Origin of the sequence: Pseudoalteromonas sp., assembly GCF_041629635.1 — a bacterium.
Taxonomy (GTDB): Bacteria; Pseudomonadota; Gammaproteobacteria; order Enterobacterales; family Alteromonadaceae; genus Pseudoalteromonas.
In genome coordinates this window covers 1-16,552 of sequence record NZ_JBFKMX010000019.1, presented here as the reverse complement: position 1 = coordinate 16,552, position 16,552 = coordinate 1, and the positions used below count along the sequence as shown (strand labels likewise).

Sequence of the window (16,552 nt, the reverse complement as noted above, 5' to 3'; positions counted from 1 at the left end):
CTAATTAGCGCAACCCGCACCATACGATTTAGGAAATAATTTTTAGCTAATTCATAGGGTTAAAGTGATGTATGGTGTCGTTTAAGTATTGTTTATTGTCAGCCTTTTGTCCAATTTATTTTGTCAAACTTTGTTAACGTATCGAGTGTAACTTTTCGGTAATAAAAACGAAATATAACAGCACTTGTAACATTTCTGTCATCTTGACAAAATATAATGCACGGCAACTAAATCTTAATTCTATTTTTAAAGGGCAAGTGGATGAGTTCCAATCAGCCAAGTGTTGATTTCAATACTAATAGAAACAGACTGATCAAAGATAAATTAGCTAAGTACAGTATTACAGCAGGCGGTACAATGGTACTGATTGCACTGCTGTTGATCTTCTTTTATCTCTTGTATGTAGTTCAGCCAATTTTTGCTTCAGCACATGTTGAAGTGAGAAACCAATTCACACTGCCAGCATCGCAAGAATACATTGCCGGTGGCATGGAAGAGCAAGGTGAAATAGCTTACCTATTTACACCCACAGGTGAATTAAGTTACTACACTATTAAAGGTGAAAACTTTGGCAACAAGCTGACTAGCTTTAATGCTGAGTTTGATGCCTCTGTAACCAGTTTTGCTCGTACCGCTCCTCACCAAGGTATGTATGCATACGGTTTGGAAAATGGTGCAATTAAAGTTGTTGAGCCAAAGTTTGAAGTAGGCTTTGCCAACAATAGCCGTACTATTAAACCAAGTATCGCTTATCCATTAGGTGAAAATGAAGTGATGATAGATGACGAAGGTGCATCTATTCGTCAGTTTGCTTTTAGCTATGATGTTGAAGAAAGCCGTCTTGGTGTGTTGGCCGTTACTGGAGACAAACGTTTATTGTTTAGCATGTTATCAGCTGAAGAAAATATGTTTTCTGGTGAAATGGAATGGTCAAGCGAAGTAACAGAGATCCCGGTAGAAGGCAAGATTGATGAATTGCTAATCTCTCCGGATTTTAGTCGTGCATTTGTCCGTGTAGCCAATAAAATCTACATTTATAACACACGCGATATTGAAGATATCACTCAAATTCAGGTGCTTGCAGCAAATCAAGAAAACGCGAGTTTAGTTAAAATGCAGCTACTTTCAGGCGCTAACTCTTTGATGTTAGTAAATGATAACGGTGAAATTTCACAATGGTTTGAAATTAACGGTGATCAAGGCCGCAAATTTGCCAAAATCCGTTCATTTGCAAGCAATGATAGTAACATTTCTGGTTTATACAGTGAGTTTTATCGTCGTACTTTCTTTAGTACCAATAGTGAAGGCGAACTATCACTTTATTATACAACCAGTGAAAGCAAGTTATGGTCAGGCAAAGTAAGTGATGCTGGGATTGATTTCTTCTCAATTTCACCGCGTTCAAATGCCGCTTTAATGCTTGCGGGTAATCAACTTGTTGTTGTTGATATTGAAAATGAGCATCCAGAGGTGTCGTGGTCTGCGCTTTGGCAAGAGGTGTGGTATGAAGGTTATCCTGAACCTGCTTATATTTGGCAATCAACTTCTGCAAGCGATGACTTCGAATCAAAATTATCATTAGTGCCAATATCATTCGGTACAATTAAAGCTGCACTGTATGCAATGCTCTTTGCAGTACCAATCGCACTTTCTGCGGCAATTTACACAGCGTATTTTATGTCGCCAGAGCTACGTCGCTTTGTAAAGCCAACTGTTGAAATTATGGAAGCATTACCAACAGTAATTCTAGGTTTCTTAGCGGGTCTTTGGTTAGCACCATTAATTGAATCCCACTTGCCTGCGATTATGCTTATTTTGCTGTTAACGCCAATAGCTATCTTATTAACGGCGTTCTTCTGGCAAAACTTACCAGAATCAATTCGTCACAGAATTCCTGATGGCAGCCACGCAGTGCTATTAATACCAGTTGTATTATTAGCAGGCTACATTGCATTTGCACTAAGCCCTGCGGTAGAGCTTTGGGTATTTGATGGTGATGTGCGTCGCTATATAACTAATGAACTTGGTATCGATTTTGACCAACGTAACTCGCTGGTTGTGGGTATTGCAATGGGTTTTGCAGTAATCCCAACTATCTTCTCAATTGCGGAAGATGCTGTATTTAGTGTGCCTAAGCATTTATCTAACGGCTCGCTTGCACTTGGTGCAACACAATGGCAAACACTTGTTCGTGTTGTATTGCTCACTGCTAGCCCGGGTATTTTTTCTGCTGTAATGATGGGCTTAGGTCGTGCAGTTGGTGAAACCATGATTGTACTTATGGCAACAGGTAATACACCAATAATGGATTGGAGTATTTTCCAAGGGATGCGTACGCTTGCGGCTAATATTGCTGTAGAAATGCCAGAGTCTGAGGTGGGAAGTACTCACTATCGTATTCTGTTCTTAGCGGCATTTGTGTTGTTTATTTTCACCTTTGTCTTTAACACGATTGCTGAGTTTGTTCGTCAGCGTTTACGTGAAAAGTATAGTTCACTGTAAGGTTAGGAGATTTAATAAATGAAGCAGTGGTTTAAATCTGGCTCACCTTGGATTTGGATGACAGGTGGCGCTGTAAGTATCAGCTTAATCTCGGTAATCGGCTTACTTGCGATGATTGCCGGTCGTGGTTTAGGTTTCTTTTGGCCAGCAGAAGTTACCCAATTTGAACTACATCGTGGCGATGCAAAAGAAACCGTTATCGGTGAAATATATGACCGTGAAATGGTCCCGGTAGAGCGTTTAAAAGCAGCAAACGTTGAGTTACACGGTTTTACAGGTGAAGAAGTTGAGCGTTTACTAATAAAAACGGGTAACCGTGAATATGTAGACTTGGACTTCCGTTGGATTTTAGCAACGGACATTGTTGAGCAATCAACTCCAAGTCAGCTTGCGGTGTTTGAGCGAAGCAAAAACGGTAACTTTTATGGTTACATTGAAAGTGTAATTAAAGATGGTAAAGCTGTTTCTGAAGAGCAAAAGCTAATTGAATTAGAACAGCTTGTTGAGCGTGCAGTTGACCTTAATGAATCAGCGCTTGATTTACAAAATGGCCCAATTGGTCATATTAACTATGACTTAGAGCGTCTGCGTTTAAAAGAAAAAGCGCTTGATTTAAAAGGCGAGCTAACACACGAAAAAGTAGCTGAATTTGAAGCCGAGCGTAAAGCGTACCGTGAACAATATTTAGTGCTTGAAAAAGAGCTGTTCAAGTTCCGTGATGCTGCTAAACGTGACCAAGTAATTGTAAAAGATATGCGGGGTGAGTTAGTAACTATTCCGCTTTATCAAGTACTTGATGTAACACTACCTAACGATATGGGGTTACTTGCTAAAGTGGGCCATTACTTCAAGCAGATTGGTAAGTTTGTAAGTGATGATCCACGTGAAGCGAACACTGAAGGTGGTGTATTCCCAGCGATTTTCGGTACCGTATTTATGGTTATGTTAATGGCGGTAATCGTAACGCCGTTTGGTGTAATCGCCGCGATTTACTTACACGAATATGCAGCCAAAAACTCAATTACTAAAATGATCCGTATCGCGGTAATTAACCTTGCGGGTGTACCATCGATTGTTTACGGTGTATTTGGATTAGGTTTCTTTGTTTACATGTTAGGTGGCAGCATTGACCAATTGTTTTATCCTGAAGCATTACCAGGCCCAACATTTGGTACACCTGGTGTAATTTGGTCAGCATTAACACTTGCGATTTTAACTCTACCGGTAGTTATCGTATCAACAGAAGAAGGTTTATCGCGTATTCCAAGTTCAGTGCGTCAAGGCTCGCTGGCTCTCGGTGCAACTAAAGCTGAGACCATTTGGCGTATTATTGTACCAATGGCAAGCCCTGCGATTATGACAGGTTTAATTCTTGCGGTTGCACGAGCAGCAGGTGAAGTTGCACCACTAATGTTAGTGGGTGTAGTTAAAATGGCGCCAACACTACCTGTTGATATGAACTTCCCGTTTGTACACTTAGATAGAAAGTTTATGCACTTAGGTTTCCACATCTATGATGTTGGTTTCCAAAGCCCTAATGTTGAAGCGGCACGTCCGCTAGTATATGCCACAGCATTCTTACTTGTGGCAGTTATTGTGGCACTGAATATCACAGCAATTGGTATTCGTAACCACTTACGTGAAAAATTCAGGTCGTTAGAACACTAATTGTTCTGCGGTGATAAAAGTTTAATAGGTTTAGTAAAAATGATTACTGTTGCTCCAGAAATTAATCAATCTGCAACTAGCTTACAGCTTGATTTAGAAAACTTATCGGCAGAACAAACTGCTCTTGAAATTAAAGATTTAGACCTTTACTACGGTGATAAGCAAGCGCTGAGCAATATCAGCATGAAAATTCCAAAGGGCCAAGTAACCGCGTTTATCGGTCCATCTGGTTGCGGTAAATCAACATTACTACGTTGTATTAACCGTATGAATGACTTAGTTGACACATGTCGTATTGATGGTCAAATCTTACTTCATAACCAAAATATTTATGATAAAAGCGTTGATGTAGCTGCGCTGCGTCGTAACGTAGGGATGGTATTCCAGCGCCCAAATCCATTCCCAAAATCAATTTATGAGAATGTGGTTTATGGTTTGCGCCTGCAAGGTATTAAAGATAAGCGTAAATTAGATGAAGTGGTTGAAGCTTCATTACGTGGCGCTGCATTATGGGACGAAGTTAAAGACCGTTTACATGACAGCGCATTTGGCCTGTCGGGTGGTCAGCAACAGCGTCTAGTAATTGCCCGTGCAATCGCGATTGAGCCTGAAGTACTGTTACTCGATGAGCCAACGTCCGCACTTGACCCAATTTCGACTTTGGTTATTGAAGAGTTAATCAACGACTTAAAAAATAAGTACACGGTTGTTATTGTAACGCATAACATGCAACAAGCGGCGCGTGTATCTGATCAAACAGCGTTTATGTATATGGGTGAACTTATTGAATACTCAGATACTAATACTTTGTTTACCACGCCGAAGAAAAAGAAAACTGAAGACTACATTACTGGTCGTTACGGGTAAGGATTAAAGTTATGGATCATAATATTTCAAAGCATATTTCAGGTAACTTTAACCAAGAGCTTGAAAACGTTCGCAATCATGTTTTAGCTATGGGCGGCTTAGTTGAGCAACAGCTTAACTCAGCCCTTGATGCAGTTAACGATAGCAATGCTGAACTGGCAAAAAAAGTAGAGATTGGTGATTACAAAGTAAATGCAATGGAAGTGAGTATTGATGAAGAGTGCACACGTATTATTGCAAAACGCCAACCAGCAGCAAGCGATTTACGTTTAGTTGTTGCGATTGCAAAAACCATTGCGGATTTAGAGCGCATTGGTGATGAAGCTCGCCGCATTGCAAAAGTAGCGCTAGAGTCTACAGCGAAAGATCAACAGGGGCTATTGGGTAATATCGATAATATGGGTCGCCATGTATCGCAAATGTTGCACGATGTGCTTGACGCTTTCGCCCGAATGGATGCAGAAGCGGCATTCCGTGTACACAAAGAAGATGCAAAAGTTGACCGCGAATATGAAGCGTTAACGCGTCAGATTATGACTTACATGATGGAAGATCCGCGCTCAATTCCAAAAGTAATGGATTTAATTTGGTCCGTTCGCTCGCTAGAGCGCATTGGTGACCGTTGTCAAAATATTGCTGAGTACGTAATTTACTTCGTAAAAGGTAAAGATATTCGTCATATCGCACAAGATGATATTGAGCGCGACATTATCGGTAACTAACCCCAAGTCGATTCATAGAAAGGGGCTAAACCATTAGGTTTAGCCCCTTTTTTATTGATCTTAATTTTTTTAACTAGCGTAATCTGATTTGTTTGATAGGCTAAACAAAGGATTGATGAGAATACATTTCGTTGGTGTTTTTATTGTGTTGCGTAAATCAACTGTAATAGTTATGTGGTAAAGCCTTTCCACCTGTCACTGATTACGGTAAAATTTGCGCGCTTTTAAAATTTAAGGGTCAATTATGGCTAGTAATGCATTTTTAGGGGTTTTTGCGAAATCTCCTATCAAACCTATTGAAGAACATATCAAAATAGTTCATCAAGCCAGTGCTTTATTAACGAGTTTTTTTCAACATGCGTTTAATAAAGAGTGGGAACAAGCATCTGAGATCCGCATAAATATTCGCGATTTAGAACGCAAAGCGGATGTGCTTAAACGTGATATTCGTTTGCAATTGCCTCGCGGATTATTCCTGCCAGTTGAGCGTACAGATCTTCTTGAGCTGATCACTCAACAAGACAAAATTGCAAATAAAGCTAAGGACATAGCAGGCCGTGTACTTGGTCGTGAAATGGAAATCCCTGAGCAAATTCAAGCTGATTTTATCACTTACCTTAACCGCTGTATCGACGCGACAAAACAAGCTTCTAAAGCCATCAATGAATTGGATGAACTTTTAGAAACGGGTTTCCGTGGTCGTGAAGTAACGTTAGTTGAAAACATGCTAGAAGAACTCGACGCAATTGAGCGCGATACCGACGAGATGCAAATTACTTTGCGTCGTCAGTTACGTGAAATCGAAAACGAATTAAACCCGATCGATGTGATGTTCTTATATAAGATCCTTGAGTGGGTGGGTGATTTAGCAGATATCGCTGAGCGTGTTGGTTCACGTTTAGAACTGATGCTAGCACGTTAATTAAACTAAATTAAAAAAGTTAAGTTAAAGGTTACTTGATGGATATTATTGCAAATTACGGCTCCACTTTGGTGATCATTGCGGCCGTAGTGGGATTTATAATGGCTTATGGTATTGGTGCAAACGACGTTGCCAATGCTATGGGTACATCGGTTGGCTCTAAAGCGCTAACTATTAAGCAAGCGATTATTATCGCTATGATTTTTGAGTTTGCGGGTGCTTACCTTGCTGGTGGTGAAGTAACATCAACCATTCGTAAAGGTATCATCGACTCATCGGCCTTCGTTGCTATACCAGAATCACTTGTAATTGGTATGATTTCAGCACTACTTGCTGCAGGTGTATGGTTATTAGTTGCTTCTTACCTTGGTTGGCCAGTATCTACTACACACTCAATTATTGGTGCAATCGTTGGTTTTGCGCTAGTTGCAGTAGGAACTGAAGCGATTCAATGGGGCAAAGTAGCAGGTATCGTAGGTAGTTGGATTGTTACCCCTGCGATTTCAGGTTTTATTGCTTACCTTATCTTTATGAGTGCACAAAAACTGATTTTTGATACAGATGCACCACTTAACAATGCAAAACGCTATGTACCTATTTATATGGGCCTTGCTGCATTTGTTATGGCGCTAGTTACTATCAAAAAAGGTTTAAAGCACGTAGGTTTAGAGCTTGGTGCTGTTGAAGGTTACAGTATTGCCATTGCTGCTGCTGTTGCTGTTGCTATCTTAGGTAAAGTGCTTATCGCGCGTCTTAAAATGGATCCAGCAGCAGACAAAGAAATGCAATTTAACAACGTTGAAAAAGTATTCGCAATATTAATGATTGTAACTGCATGTTGTATGGCATTTGCGCACGGTTCAAATGACGTTGCTAACGCGATTGGCCCACTAGCTGCGGTAGTAAGTATTGTTCAACATGATGGTGAAATTGTTAAGAAATCAGCGCTTGTATGGTGGATTTTACCACTTGGTGGTTTAGGTATTGTTATTGGTTTAGCTGTCCTTGGTAAGAAAGTAATTAAAACCATTGGTGAAGGTATTACACACTTAACACCTAGCCGTGGTTTTGCTGCTGAACTTGCTGCTGCATCAACCGTTGTTATTGCATCGGGTACAGGTTTACCTATTTCAACAACACAAACGCTAGTAGGTGCAGTACTAGGTGTTGGTATGGCGCGTGGTATTGCTGCGCTTAACTTAAGTGTTGTAAGAAATATTGTTGTTTCTTGGGTTATTACCTTGCCAGTAGGCGCAGTATTAGCTATTGTTATCTACTATCTATTGGCGGCTATTTTTGGCCTTCAAGTGTAACGACTTTTAGCTTGAAAAGACCCCATATGTGAACACGCAATGGGGTCTTTTTTTGTCTTAAATTTATGGCTTAGAGAATTAAATAGTAAATTTTCTAAGCCATATTTGATTTTCACGTATTAATTTGTTTTTATCGTTATTAATTAGAATTTAATCGGTTATAACGATGAAAAACCTTCCAAGTATTAAACAACTACAGTACTTACTTGCTGTACACCAACATCAACATTTTGGCCGTGCTGCTGAAGCGTGTTTTATCGGTCAATCGACTCTCAGCAGTGCGATTCAAAACCTTGAAGAAACATTAGGCTGTCAGCTGATTGAGCGCGAAAATCGTAGCATTATGTTTACCGCGATTGGTGAAGAAGTCGTTGAGCGTGCGCGTAAGATTATTGACGACACAATCAGTGTAAAAGAGCTTACTAAAAGCTTTTTAAATCCGCTACAAGGGCAGCTTACAATTGGCATTATTCCAACCGTTGCAAGCTTTATTGCCGCCGACCTTTATCATTTATGTGCCACAGAATTCCCAGAACTTGAATTAGTTTTAATTGAAGATACCAGTGACAACTTACTCGATAAATTAGAAAAAGGACAGGTTGATGTGGCGTTACTCGCATTGCCTTATAACACTAAAAAGTTCCATACCCATATTTTGGCACAAGACACATTTAATATGGTGATGCACAAAGATTATGAAGCGGCTAAAGGTATTGCTGATTTTAATTTATTGCCACCTTCCTCTGTGTTTTTGTTAGAGCGCGAGCACTGTCTAACAGATCATGCACTGAGTGCCTGCCACCTCAGTAAAAGTGAATGTATAAACCCTTTTGAAGCGGCAAGCTTGCACACTTTACTTAGCATGGTTGAAAAACAACTTGGTGTTACCTTCTTACCGCAAATGGCAATTAATGCAGGTATTCTTGCACATAAACCTATGGTGTTTAATGCCGCGCAAGACACGGCCTACCGTGATATTGGTATTCTGTGGCGTAAAACCTCAGGTCGCATTCGTGATTTCCGTTTGTTATGCGACAAACTAAAACCTTTCTTTACTGAAAAATGCGCTCGCTAAAAAAAAGATTAAAAAATTTAAAACTTTTTTTGAACTATGCTCGACTACATAAACAGAGAAACAATTAGCTGGGGAATATGTGTTCTTTCAAAGCGAAAAAGGGTTAATAAAAAAAGCGCAGCAAGGTGATAAACGGGCGTGGCTTACATTAGTTAAGCAATATGAAAAGCCGATTTATCATAGCTGTTTGCGCATGGTGAGCAACCCAGATGATGCACTCGAAATCATGCAAGAAAGTTTTATGAGCATCTATCGCTCACTGGATAAATATCGTTTTGAGTCGAGCTTTAAAACCTGGGCCATTGCGATTAGCAATCGGCGTTGTGTTGAGTTTTATCGCGCACGAAAAGTGCTTGATGAGGAACAACAAGAAATGCTGATTGCAGAGAGCAAAACAGCTGAACCGGCTGACTTTATGGTGTTTATGATTGAGCAAAACAAACAAGTTTTAAAGTTATTAAATGACTTACCTTGGGTGCAAAAAGAAGTGGTTGAATTAAAGTTTTTCCAACACTTTACTTTTGATCAAATAGCTGAGCAGCTTGGGGTGTCAACGAATACAGTAAAATCCCGTTTATATTCGGCATTGTCGAAACTGCGTCAAGATTTGGAGGTGCTAAATGGCTAATTTAGATATTATTTTCCAAAAATGGCTAGAAAGTGGAGAGCTTTCGGCAGAAGAGAAAAGTTTGTTAGAACAAGATTCAGTTTATTCAGAGTTACTCGAAAACAGTCAGCAATGGCAAACGCTCGCAAGTGAATATCAAGAAACACCTGTACCATACTGGCAAAGGGAAGCGACTTGGTTTGAAAAGCCAAAGCCTACACCTATTGGCAACCGACTTGCAGGTTGGTTTGCATCTGCAGCACTGGCGTGCTCAGTGCTAATGTGCTCTTTAGTCTTAGTGCGTGCTGAAATTAATTATAGTGATTCTGGCTTTGCGATAAGTTTTGATAAACCAGCAGCAGCTCCGACAGTTACCTTTGAACAGCTGCAAACTTTGCTTGCTGAGCAACAAAAAAGTAATGCAGAAGCGACTTATGCTTTGGTTAAAGAAGCTATCGATCAAGGGCGACTTGAGCGAAAAGAAGATATTGGCGCGTTAGTTGCCGATTTAAACCAAATAAGAAAACAAGATCAGGCGCTAATTCGTCTGCAACTTAATGAACTGGCACAACAGGTTGAAAATCAGCCTCAGTCATCAATTGCCAAAAATTAATATTGGAGATAGGTTATGAAATTATCTTATTTAGCGATATCAATCGCATTAATTTCAAGTCAGGTGCTAGCGGCGGCACCTTCAGCTGAGCTGCTGAACAAAAGCCAGCGTGAAATTCAAATAATGAATAATATTTTAAGAGCATCACTAAATGCTGAGCAAGGTATTAAGGTTCGCCAGCTTAATGGTGCTTATTTAGCTGAGCAAGGCTATGTATTTAACGTTAGTGCTAAAGGTGTTTCTGGTAGTTTTGGCGGATGGCGACAGTTTTTTACCGAGCCGGATTTAGACTTTGAAGATGAAGAAGTTGTTATACGCGCTTCAGAAATGACCGTAGAGTTGGCGAATGAAGCTTATCAACATGCAATGGATGTGTTGCGAGAATCTTCTGATAAAATGCGAGAGTTTGCTGAGCAAGAGCGGGAAATTGAATTTCAATTACGTGAAGTTGAGCGTGAGCGTCGTGATTTAAACCTTGAACGTAGACATGCGCAAAAAGAAAACGAAGAAAAGTCGTTAGAAAAAGAAATAGCCAAGCTCGAAGCTAAAATTGAGAAGCTTGAAAAAGAAAAAGCGGAAGTACGAGATAAACGTGATGAAGCGAAAGGTAAAATAAAATCAACCGCTAGGGAAAAGCAGCAACAGGCAGCCGAAGCTCGTAAGCAAAAGGTTCGTGTAGTAAGCAATACGCTTGCACAAACCTTATGTGATTACGGTGCAGGGCTTAAAAGTTTAAACAAGAATCAGTATGTAAACTTTATTATTGATAATGTGACAGGTAACAATGAAGACTTAGTGCTGATTTTTAATAAAACGCAAATCAATAAGTGTGTCTTAGGTGAAATTGATGCAAAAGCATTGCTTGCCTCTGTCACAAGCTATAGTTTTTAGAGTCTGTCACCTCATATTGAAAGGAATTTAAATTGAGACTACTAGGCAATATAATTTGGTTTTTTCTTGGCGGTATCGTAATAGGGCTCGTCTGGTGGATGGTGTCATTGATTGCTTTTGTGAGCATTATTGGCATTCCATGGGGACGTGCATGTTTTGTTATTGGTCAGTTCTCATTTTTTCCATTTGGCAAAGAAGCTGTGATGCGTGATGAAATGACATTGCAACATGATATAGGAACAGGAGCTTTTGGAACCTTAGGTAATATTATTTGGTTTTTTATGGCTGGTTTTTGGCTTGCGATTATACACTTGCTATGTGCATTAATGTGCATTATCACCATTATCGGTATTCCGTTTGGCCTGCAGCATTTTAAGCTGGCTAAGATTTCTTTAATGCCAATTGGTCAAATGATTGTGGATATCGATGTTGCTGAAGCGATGAAAAGGCGAAATGCTGATGCATTTGTTGCATCACAACAACAAAGCTAATACCAACCTGAATAGGCTAATTACTTGTGCAGATTGGTATAATAAAAAGCCGCTTAACTTGCGGCTTTTGAATTTAATAAACTTTCTGTTTTAACGTTTGGTAAAAAGAGTAAATAAACAAGTACAACTAAGTTGAAATAAGGGATCACTCCCAACCCCATAAATACAGCTTTTGGGTAGCCTTTTTCAGAGGCTTTTAAGTAGCAAAAGTAGCAAATAAGGACATTTGCAATAAGCAGTAAAAAAATAAATAGTGCCATAGTCCCTCCCGTTCTTAGCGTCAATCCTTCAGCTCATTTGAATGGTTTTTTATATTTCCGTATGGGAATAGTCTAGCCTATTTTTTGTTCGCTTTCCTATCGTTTTGTTAAAATAATTTATAAAATTTGTTAAGCGATTGAGTTCGTTGAAATGTTTTTTGTTTGCGAATTTCGGACGCTGAAACAGGTTTGCCAACATAATAACCCTGTGCATAATCAACACCAATTTCCCTAAGTAATTCAAATGTTTCTTTATCTTCTACATACTCAGCGACACAGGTTTTTCCAAGCGAATGACTAATGTCTTTTATTGCATTTACTAAGGCTTTATCGATACTGTCTTGGGTCATATCTTTAACAAAAGAGCCGTCTATTTTTACTTGATTTGCAGGCAGTTGTTTTAGGTAACTAAAGGTACTAAAACCAGTACCAAAGTCATCGATCGAAAACTGACAGCCGATTTTTTGAAGTTGGGTGATCATTGTAGTAGTTGCTATAAGGTTACTAATACTTGCGGATTCCGTGATTTCGAACGTGAGTCTATCAGGATTAACATTATATTGTTTCAAATTGACCACAATGATATTTAACAGGCTGGTGTTATTAAACGCTTGTGGCGATAAGTTGATCGCAACACGATTAAGTTCAGGATATTCTCCCAAAAGCGCAATTGTTTTTTCAATCACGTTTTGATCAAGTAAATCGATATCGGTAACGAGTTCAAGTGATGGAATAAATTGGTTTGGGTAAATTATTTCATCATTTACAATTAAACGGACCAGAGCTTCATAATAGCTGATTTTTTGTTCTTTATAGCACCAAATTGGTTGAAAGTGCATCGTTAGACATTTTGCTTTAAGTGCTTCTTTAATAGTGTGCGCCCAAGTGATCCCTGACAACATCTGTTTGGTGTTAGCGTCGGATTCTGAGTAACAATGTACAATATTCCGACCGCGGCTTTTTGCAACGTAAAGCGCAATATCAGCCTGTTTCAAACATTCACTCGCATCACAGTTATTTTCATTTATCTGAGTTAAACCAATTGAACAACTGATAGAGAAGTTTTGTTCACCAAATCGAAAGCTTTCACTCTCAATGGTTTGGCATAAACTTTCGCCAATCATATGAGCGTCAAGTAAGTCAATATTCTCCAAAATAATGGCAAATTCATCGCCACCTAAACGACATACTAATGCATCACCTGAAACACATTGCTCAAACAGCTCAGCAACTTTTTGCAATACTTTGTCACCTTGTTGGTGGCCTTGTGAATCGTTAATAATTTTAAAGTGATCTAAATCAATGTAAAGCAAAGCATGTTCTTGTTTATCGGTTGTTTTTTTACAAAAATGATTGAGTTGCTGATCGAAAAAGTAGCGATTGTGTAAATTGGTTAAGGTGTCGTGATGAGCTAAGTACTGTAAGCTAAACTCTGCTTGTTTACGCTCATCTATGTTATCAATACTTAATGTAATATTACTTTTTACATGAGCTTCTTTAATTGATTGCAGTTTACATTCAATCCAGATCTGATGACCATGTTTGTGTTTTATTTGTAGTTCAACTTTGTCTTTGCTACCAGGAATCATTTGGATGGAGGAAATAAGTTCATTTAGTTTAGTCGCATCTTTGTTCGGGAAAAAGCTTGTTAGCGGTTTACCAATGCTTGATTGTAAACCATTTCCGGTTAAAGCTTCCCAGGCAGGGTTTAAGAAACAAATATTGTAAGCTGCGTCTATTTCGATGACCGCAGTATTTAGGTGCATCAATATGCGCTGATGCGCTGAGAAGAGATCTTTGTATCCTTGTTGGCTTTTACTGAGTAGCTCCACTTTTTCGGCAAACTCATCATAGCTCACCATAAAATCTTCGCGTCGAGCTGCCTGCTCGCATACTTTGTTGATGATGTTGTGATTAAATGGCAGGCGAATAAAGTCAGTTACGCCAAGTAAAAGTAATTTTTCCGCAAAGTTAGCATCTTGGCTATCGATTATCGTCACGACGGCTTGATTTGGGCGGTGAATTCTTAACTGTTTTAAAAAGTTATTCACGCGCTCAAAACTGCCGTGGGTGGCATCTATTAATACGATGGCATACTTGTATTGCTGAATCAGGGTCTGTGCAGCGGCTGAGTTATCAATGTTAGTAATTGCGAAGCCTAACTCTAGATCTTGTCTAATCTGTGTCGCACGCTCTTCATTTGATTCAACTAGCAATAACGGTAAGCGACTACTTTTGACCATATGTTCTGATAAAATATTGGCGAGCAAATGCGGTAGTGTTGAGATATTATCGTGTTGTAAAATAGCATCAATACCATAAGCGCGGGCTGTGGTCTCTGCGATACGTTCACAGTAAGTTGGTGGGATTAATACGATTGGGGTGTTTTTAGCTGTGGCGAGCAAACCGGAGCGAACCATACGCGAAAAACGCCAACCGTCAATTTCACCAATCGCAAGATCTGTGATAATTAATTTTACAGATTGTTTCTTAAGTAAATCGAGGGCTTCTAAGCTATTACTTTTAAGCTCAATATCAAATACATCGACATTTTTTAACGCATCAACAAGTTGAGTTGATAGCTTAACGTCTGGTGTAACCACCAGTAATTTAAGCTTATTCGACATTGAAACTGTACCTCTAAATCAGTCTACCACTCCTTGGTAACGTTGATTTTCAAATGCAAAAAGATACCTAGTTTAAGATGTTAACTCAAGTAAAAATGGTAATTTCAATCTGGTCAAAAATCTATCTCTTCTAATACAGTAGGTTATGTCTTGCTCGGGCTGTTTTCCTTGATTTAAATCAGTACTAACACTAGAATCTGCGCCACTTTAACCAAGTACACCCTGAGTACTGACAACCAAGTGAGAATACGAAATGCGTGTTGCTGATTTTAACTTTGAATTACCCGATGAACTAATTGCCCGTTATCCAATGGAAGAACGTACTGCGAGTCGCTTGTTAAAGCTGGAAGGTAATAGCGGTGAAATTACGCATCATACGTTTGCTGATGTGCTTGAATTTGTGAAGCCTAACGACCTGGTTATCTTTAATAATACGAAGGTTATTCCAGCACGTATGTTTGGCCAAAAAACATCAGGGGGTAAGGTTGAAGTGTTAGTTGAACGTGTCGTCGACAAACACACGGTACTTGCTCATGTGCGTGCAAATAAATCACCTAAAATAGGTAATGAACTTATTTTAGAAGGGAGCGCAACCGCTGTAATGCAAGGCCGTCAGGGTGAATTGTTTGAGCTCAAGTTTGAAGGTGAAGAGGGCGTGCTTAATATTTTAGAGCGCATTGGTCATATGCCGTTACCGCCTTATATTGACCGCCCTGATAATGAAAAAGACCGCAATCGCTATCAAACTGTTTATGGTGAAAAACCAGGCGCAGTTGCCGCACCAACAGCAGGCCTTCACTTTGACGATGCCCTGCTTGAAAAATTAAAGGCAAAGGGTGTTGATTTAGGGTTTGTAACGTTACATGTGGGTGCAGGGACGTTCCAGCCTGTTCGCGTTGATAAAATTGAAGATCACCATATGCACTCAGAATACATTGAAGTGCCAGAGCAAGTCGTTGCGCAAATTATAGCGTGTCGTGAACGTGGTGGCCACGTTGTTGCCGTTGGTACAACGTCAATGCGCTCACTTGAGTCAGCAGCGATGAAATCTGAAGGTGAACTTGCGCCATTCTACGGCGATACTGATATTTTCATTTATCCAGGTTACGAGTTTCAGGTGGTTGATGCAATGATCACAAACTTCCACTTACCAGAATCTACGCTGATTATGTTGGTAAGTGCCTTTGCAGGACAAGAGAATATTATGAACGCCTATAACACCGCAATTGCAGAAAAATACCGCTTTTTCTCATACGGTGACGCGATGTTCTTAACGAAAAAAGACCTTTAACACTTGGTTTAAAAAATACTGGCGATGTAACTCAGTTACATCGCTTTACACGTAAATCTCACTTTCCACTTTTATTTCTGTTATCTCATCCCTATATCCATAGTATTGTGCTGTCAAAGCAGGTAAAATCGACCGATTATTTTACGCTCAATTGATGAAGTTGAGTAAAAGTTGGACTGTTTTTCCGGCATTTGAGGTTTTTATGAAATTTGAATTAGACAATACAGATGGCAAGGCGCGTCGCGGCCGTTTGATTTTTGAACGCGGTGTTGTTGAAACACCTGCATTTATGCCTGTGGGTACTTACGGTACCGTTAAGGGCATGACACCTGAAGAGCTAAAAGGCACAGGTGCTGAAATCTGCTTGGGTAATACCTTTCACTTAATGCTTCGTCCAGGTACTGAAATCATTAAACAACATGGTGATTTACATGATTTTATGGGCTGGGATAAACCAATTCTTACCGATTCAGGCGGTTTCCAAGTATTTAGTTTAGGTGAAATGCGCAAAATTTCTGAAGAAGGCGTAATGTTCCGTTCACCAGTAAACGGTGAAAAAATTATGCTTTCACCAGAAAAAGCAATGCAAGTACAGCGTGATTTAGGTTCAGATATCGTGATGATTTTTGACGAATGTACGCCGTACCCAGCAACTGAAAAAGAAGCACGTGATTCAATGGAATTATCGCTGCGCTGGGCAAAG

At 39.6% G+C, this 16,552-nt stretch carries 15 protein-coding genes; 13 read left to right on the top strand and 2 right to left on the bottom strand.

Annotated features, from left to right (window positions below; all coding sequences use genetic code 11):
* The first annotated feature begins 261 nt into the window (after nt 1–261).
* The 11 genes from ABYD77_RS04820 (at nt 262) to ABYD77_RS04770 (ending at nt 11,671) form a co-directional block, all read left to right on the top strand.
* Nucleotides 262–2,502 (top strand): ABC transporter permease subunit, encoded by a 2,241-nt coding sequence (locus ABYD77_RS04820; RefSeq protein ID WP_372767536.1) that lies wholly within the window; start codon nt 262–264, stop codon nt 2,500–2,502.
* An 18-nt stretch (nt 2,503–2,520) separates the two neighbouring features.
* A complete protein-coding gene (gene pstA / locus ABYD77_RS04815) occupies nt 2,521–4,170 on the top strand; it encodes a phosphate ABC transporter permease PstA (protein WP_372767534.1) in 1,650 nt (549 codons plus the stop codon).
* Between the two features lie 39 nt (nt 4,171–4,209).
* Nucleotides 4,210–5,037, top strand: a complete 828-nt coding sequence (gene pstB, locus ABYD77_RS04810; protein WP_372767532.1) for a phosphate ABC transporter ATP-binding protein PstB — start codon at nt 4,210–4,212, stop codon at nt 5,035–5,037.
* A gap of 11 nt (nt 5,038–5,048) precedes the next feature.
* Complete coding sequence (phoU, locus tag ABYD77_RS04805) at nt 5,049–5,759, top strand: phosphate signaling complex protein PhoU (protein WP_372767530.1); 711 nt, start codon at nt 5,049–5,051, stop codon at nt 5,757–5,759.
* A 244-nt stretch (nt 5,760–6,003) separates the two neighbouring features.
* Nucleotides 6,004–6,681 carry a TIGR00153 family protein gene (locus ABYD77_RS04800; RefSeq protein ID WP_372767528.1) on the top strand — a complete coding sequence of 226 codons (678 nt, stop codon included), beginning with the start codon at nt 6,004–6,006 and terminating at the stop codon, nt 6,679–6,681.
* Between the two features lie 38 nt (nt 6,682–6,719).
* Complete coding sequence (locus ABYD77_RS04795; protein ID WP_372767526.1) at nt 6,720–7,994, top strand: inorganic phosphate transporter; 1,275 nt, start codon at nt 6,720–6,722, stop codon at nt 7,992–7,994.
* Between the two features lie 166 nt (nt 7,995–8,160).
* On the top strand, nt 8,161–9,069 hold the full coding sequence (locus ABYD77_RS04790; protein ID WP_372767524.1) for a hydrogen peroxide-inducible genes activator: 909 nt from the start codon (nt 8,161–8,163) through the stop codon (nt 9,067–9,069).
* A gap of 79 nt (nt 9,070–9,148) precedes the next feature.
* The gene (locus tag ABYD77_RS04785; protein ID WP_372767522.1) at nt 9,149–9,697 is read left to right on the top strand and encodes an RNA polymerase sigma factor; all 549 of its coding nucleotides are present in this window, start codon (nt 9,149–9,151) and stop codon (nt 9,695–9,697) included.
* Nucleotides 9,690–10,289 (top strand): hypothetical protein, encoded by a 600-nt coding sequence (locus ABYD77_RS04780; RefSeq protein ID WP_372767520.1) that lies wholly within the window; start codon nt 9,690–9,692, stop codon nt 10,287–10,289. Before ABYD77_RS04785 ends, ABYD77_RS04780 begins: the two co-directional genes overlap by 8 nt.
* Nucleotides 10,290–10,304: 15 nt before the next feature.
* Nucleotides 10,305–11,180, top strand: coding sequence for a hypothetical protein (locus ABYD77_RS04775; protein ID WP_372767518.1), 876 nt, complete (start codon nt 10,305–10,307; stop codon nt 11,178–11,180).
* A gap of 32 nt (nt 11,181–11,212) precedes the next feature.
* Nucleotides 11,213–11,671 (top strand): YccF domain-containing protein, encoded by a 459-nt coding sequence (locus ABYD77_RS04770; RefSeq protein ID WP_372767516.1) that lies wholly within the window; start codon nt 11,213–11,215, stop codon nt 11,669–11,671.
* A gap of 53 nt (nt 11,672–11,724) precedes the next feature.
* Here the strand turns inward: ABYD77_RS04770 and ABYD77_RS04765 are convergent, their stop codons facing one another.
* Nucleotides 11,725–11,931 carry a hypothetical protein gene (locus ABYD77_RS04765; protein WP_372767514.1) on the bottom strand — a complete coding sequence of 69 codons (207 nt, stop codon included), beginning with the start codon at nt 11,929–11,931 and terminating at the stop codon, nt 11,725–11,727.
* A 107-nt stretch (nt 11,932–12,038) separates the two neighbouring features.
* Entirely contained in the window at nt 12,039–14,558 is a 2,520-nt protein-coding gene (locus tag ABYD77_RS04760) for an EAL domain-containing protein (protein WP_372767512.1), read from the bottom strand.
* 253 nt (nt 14,559–14,811) lie between these two features.
* Between ABYD77_RS04760 and queA the strand changes: the two genes are divergently transcribed.
* Nucleotides 14,812–15,849 (top strand): tRNA preQ1(34) S-adenosylmethionine ribosyltransferase-isomerase QueA, encoded by a 1,038-nt coding sequence (queA, locus tag ABYD77_RS04755; protein ID WP_372767510.1) that lies wholly within the window; start codon nt 14,812–14,814, stop codon nt 15,847–15,849.
* A gap of 202 nt (nt 15,850–16,051) precedes the next feature.
* The coding region (locus ABYD77_RS04750; protein WP_372767508.1) for a tRNA guanosine transglycosylase at nt 16,052–16,552 on the top strand (501 nt) is incomplete at its 3' end.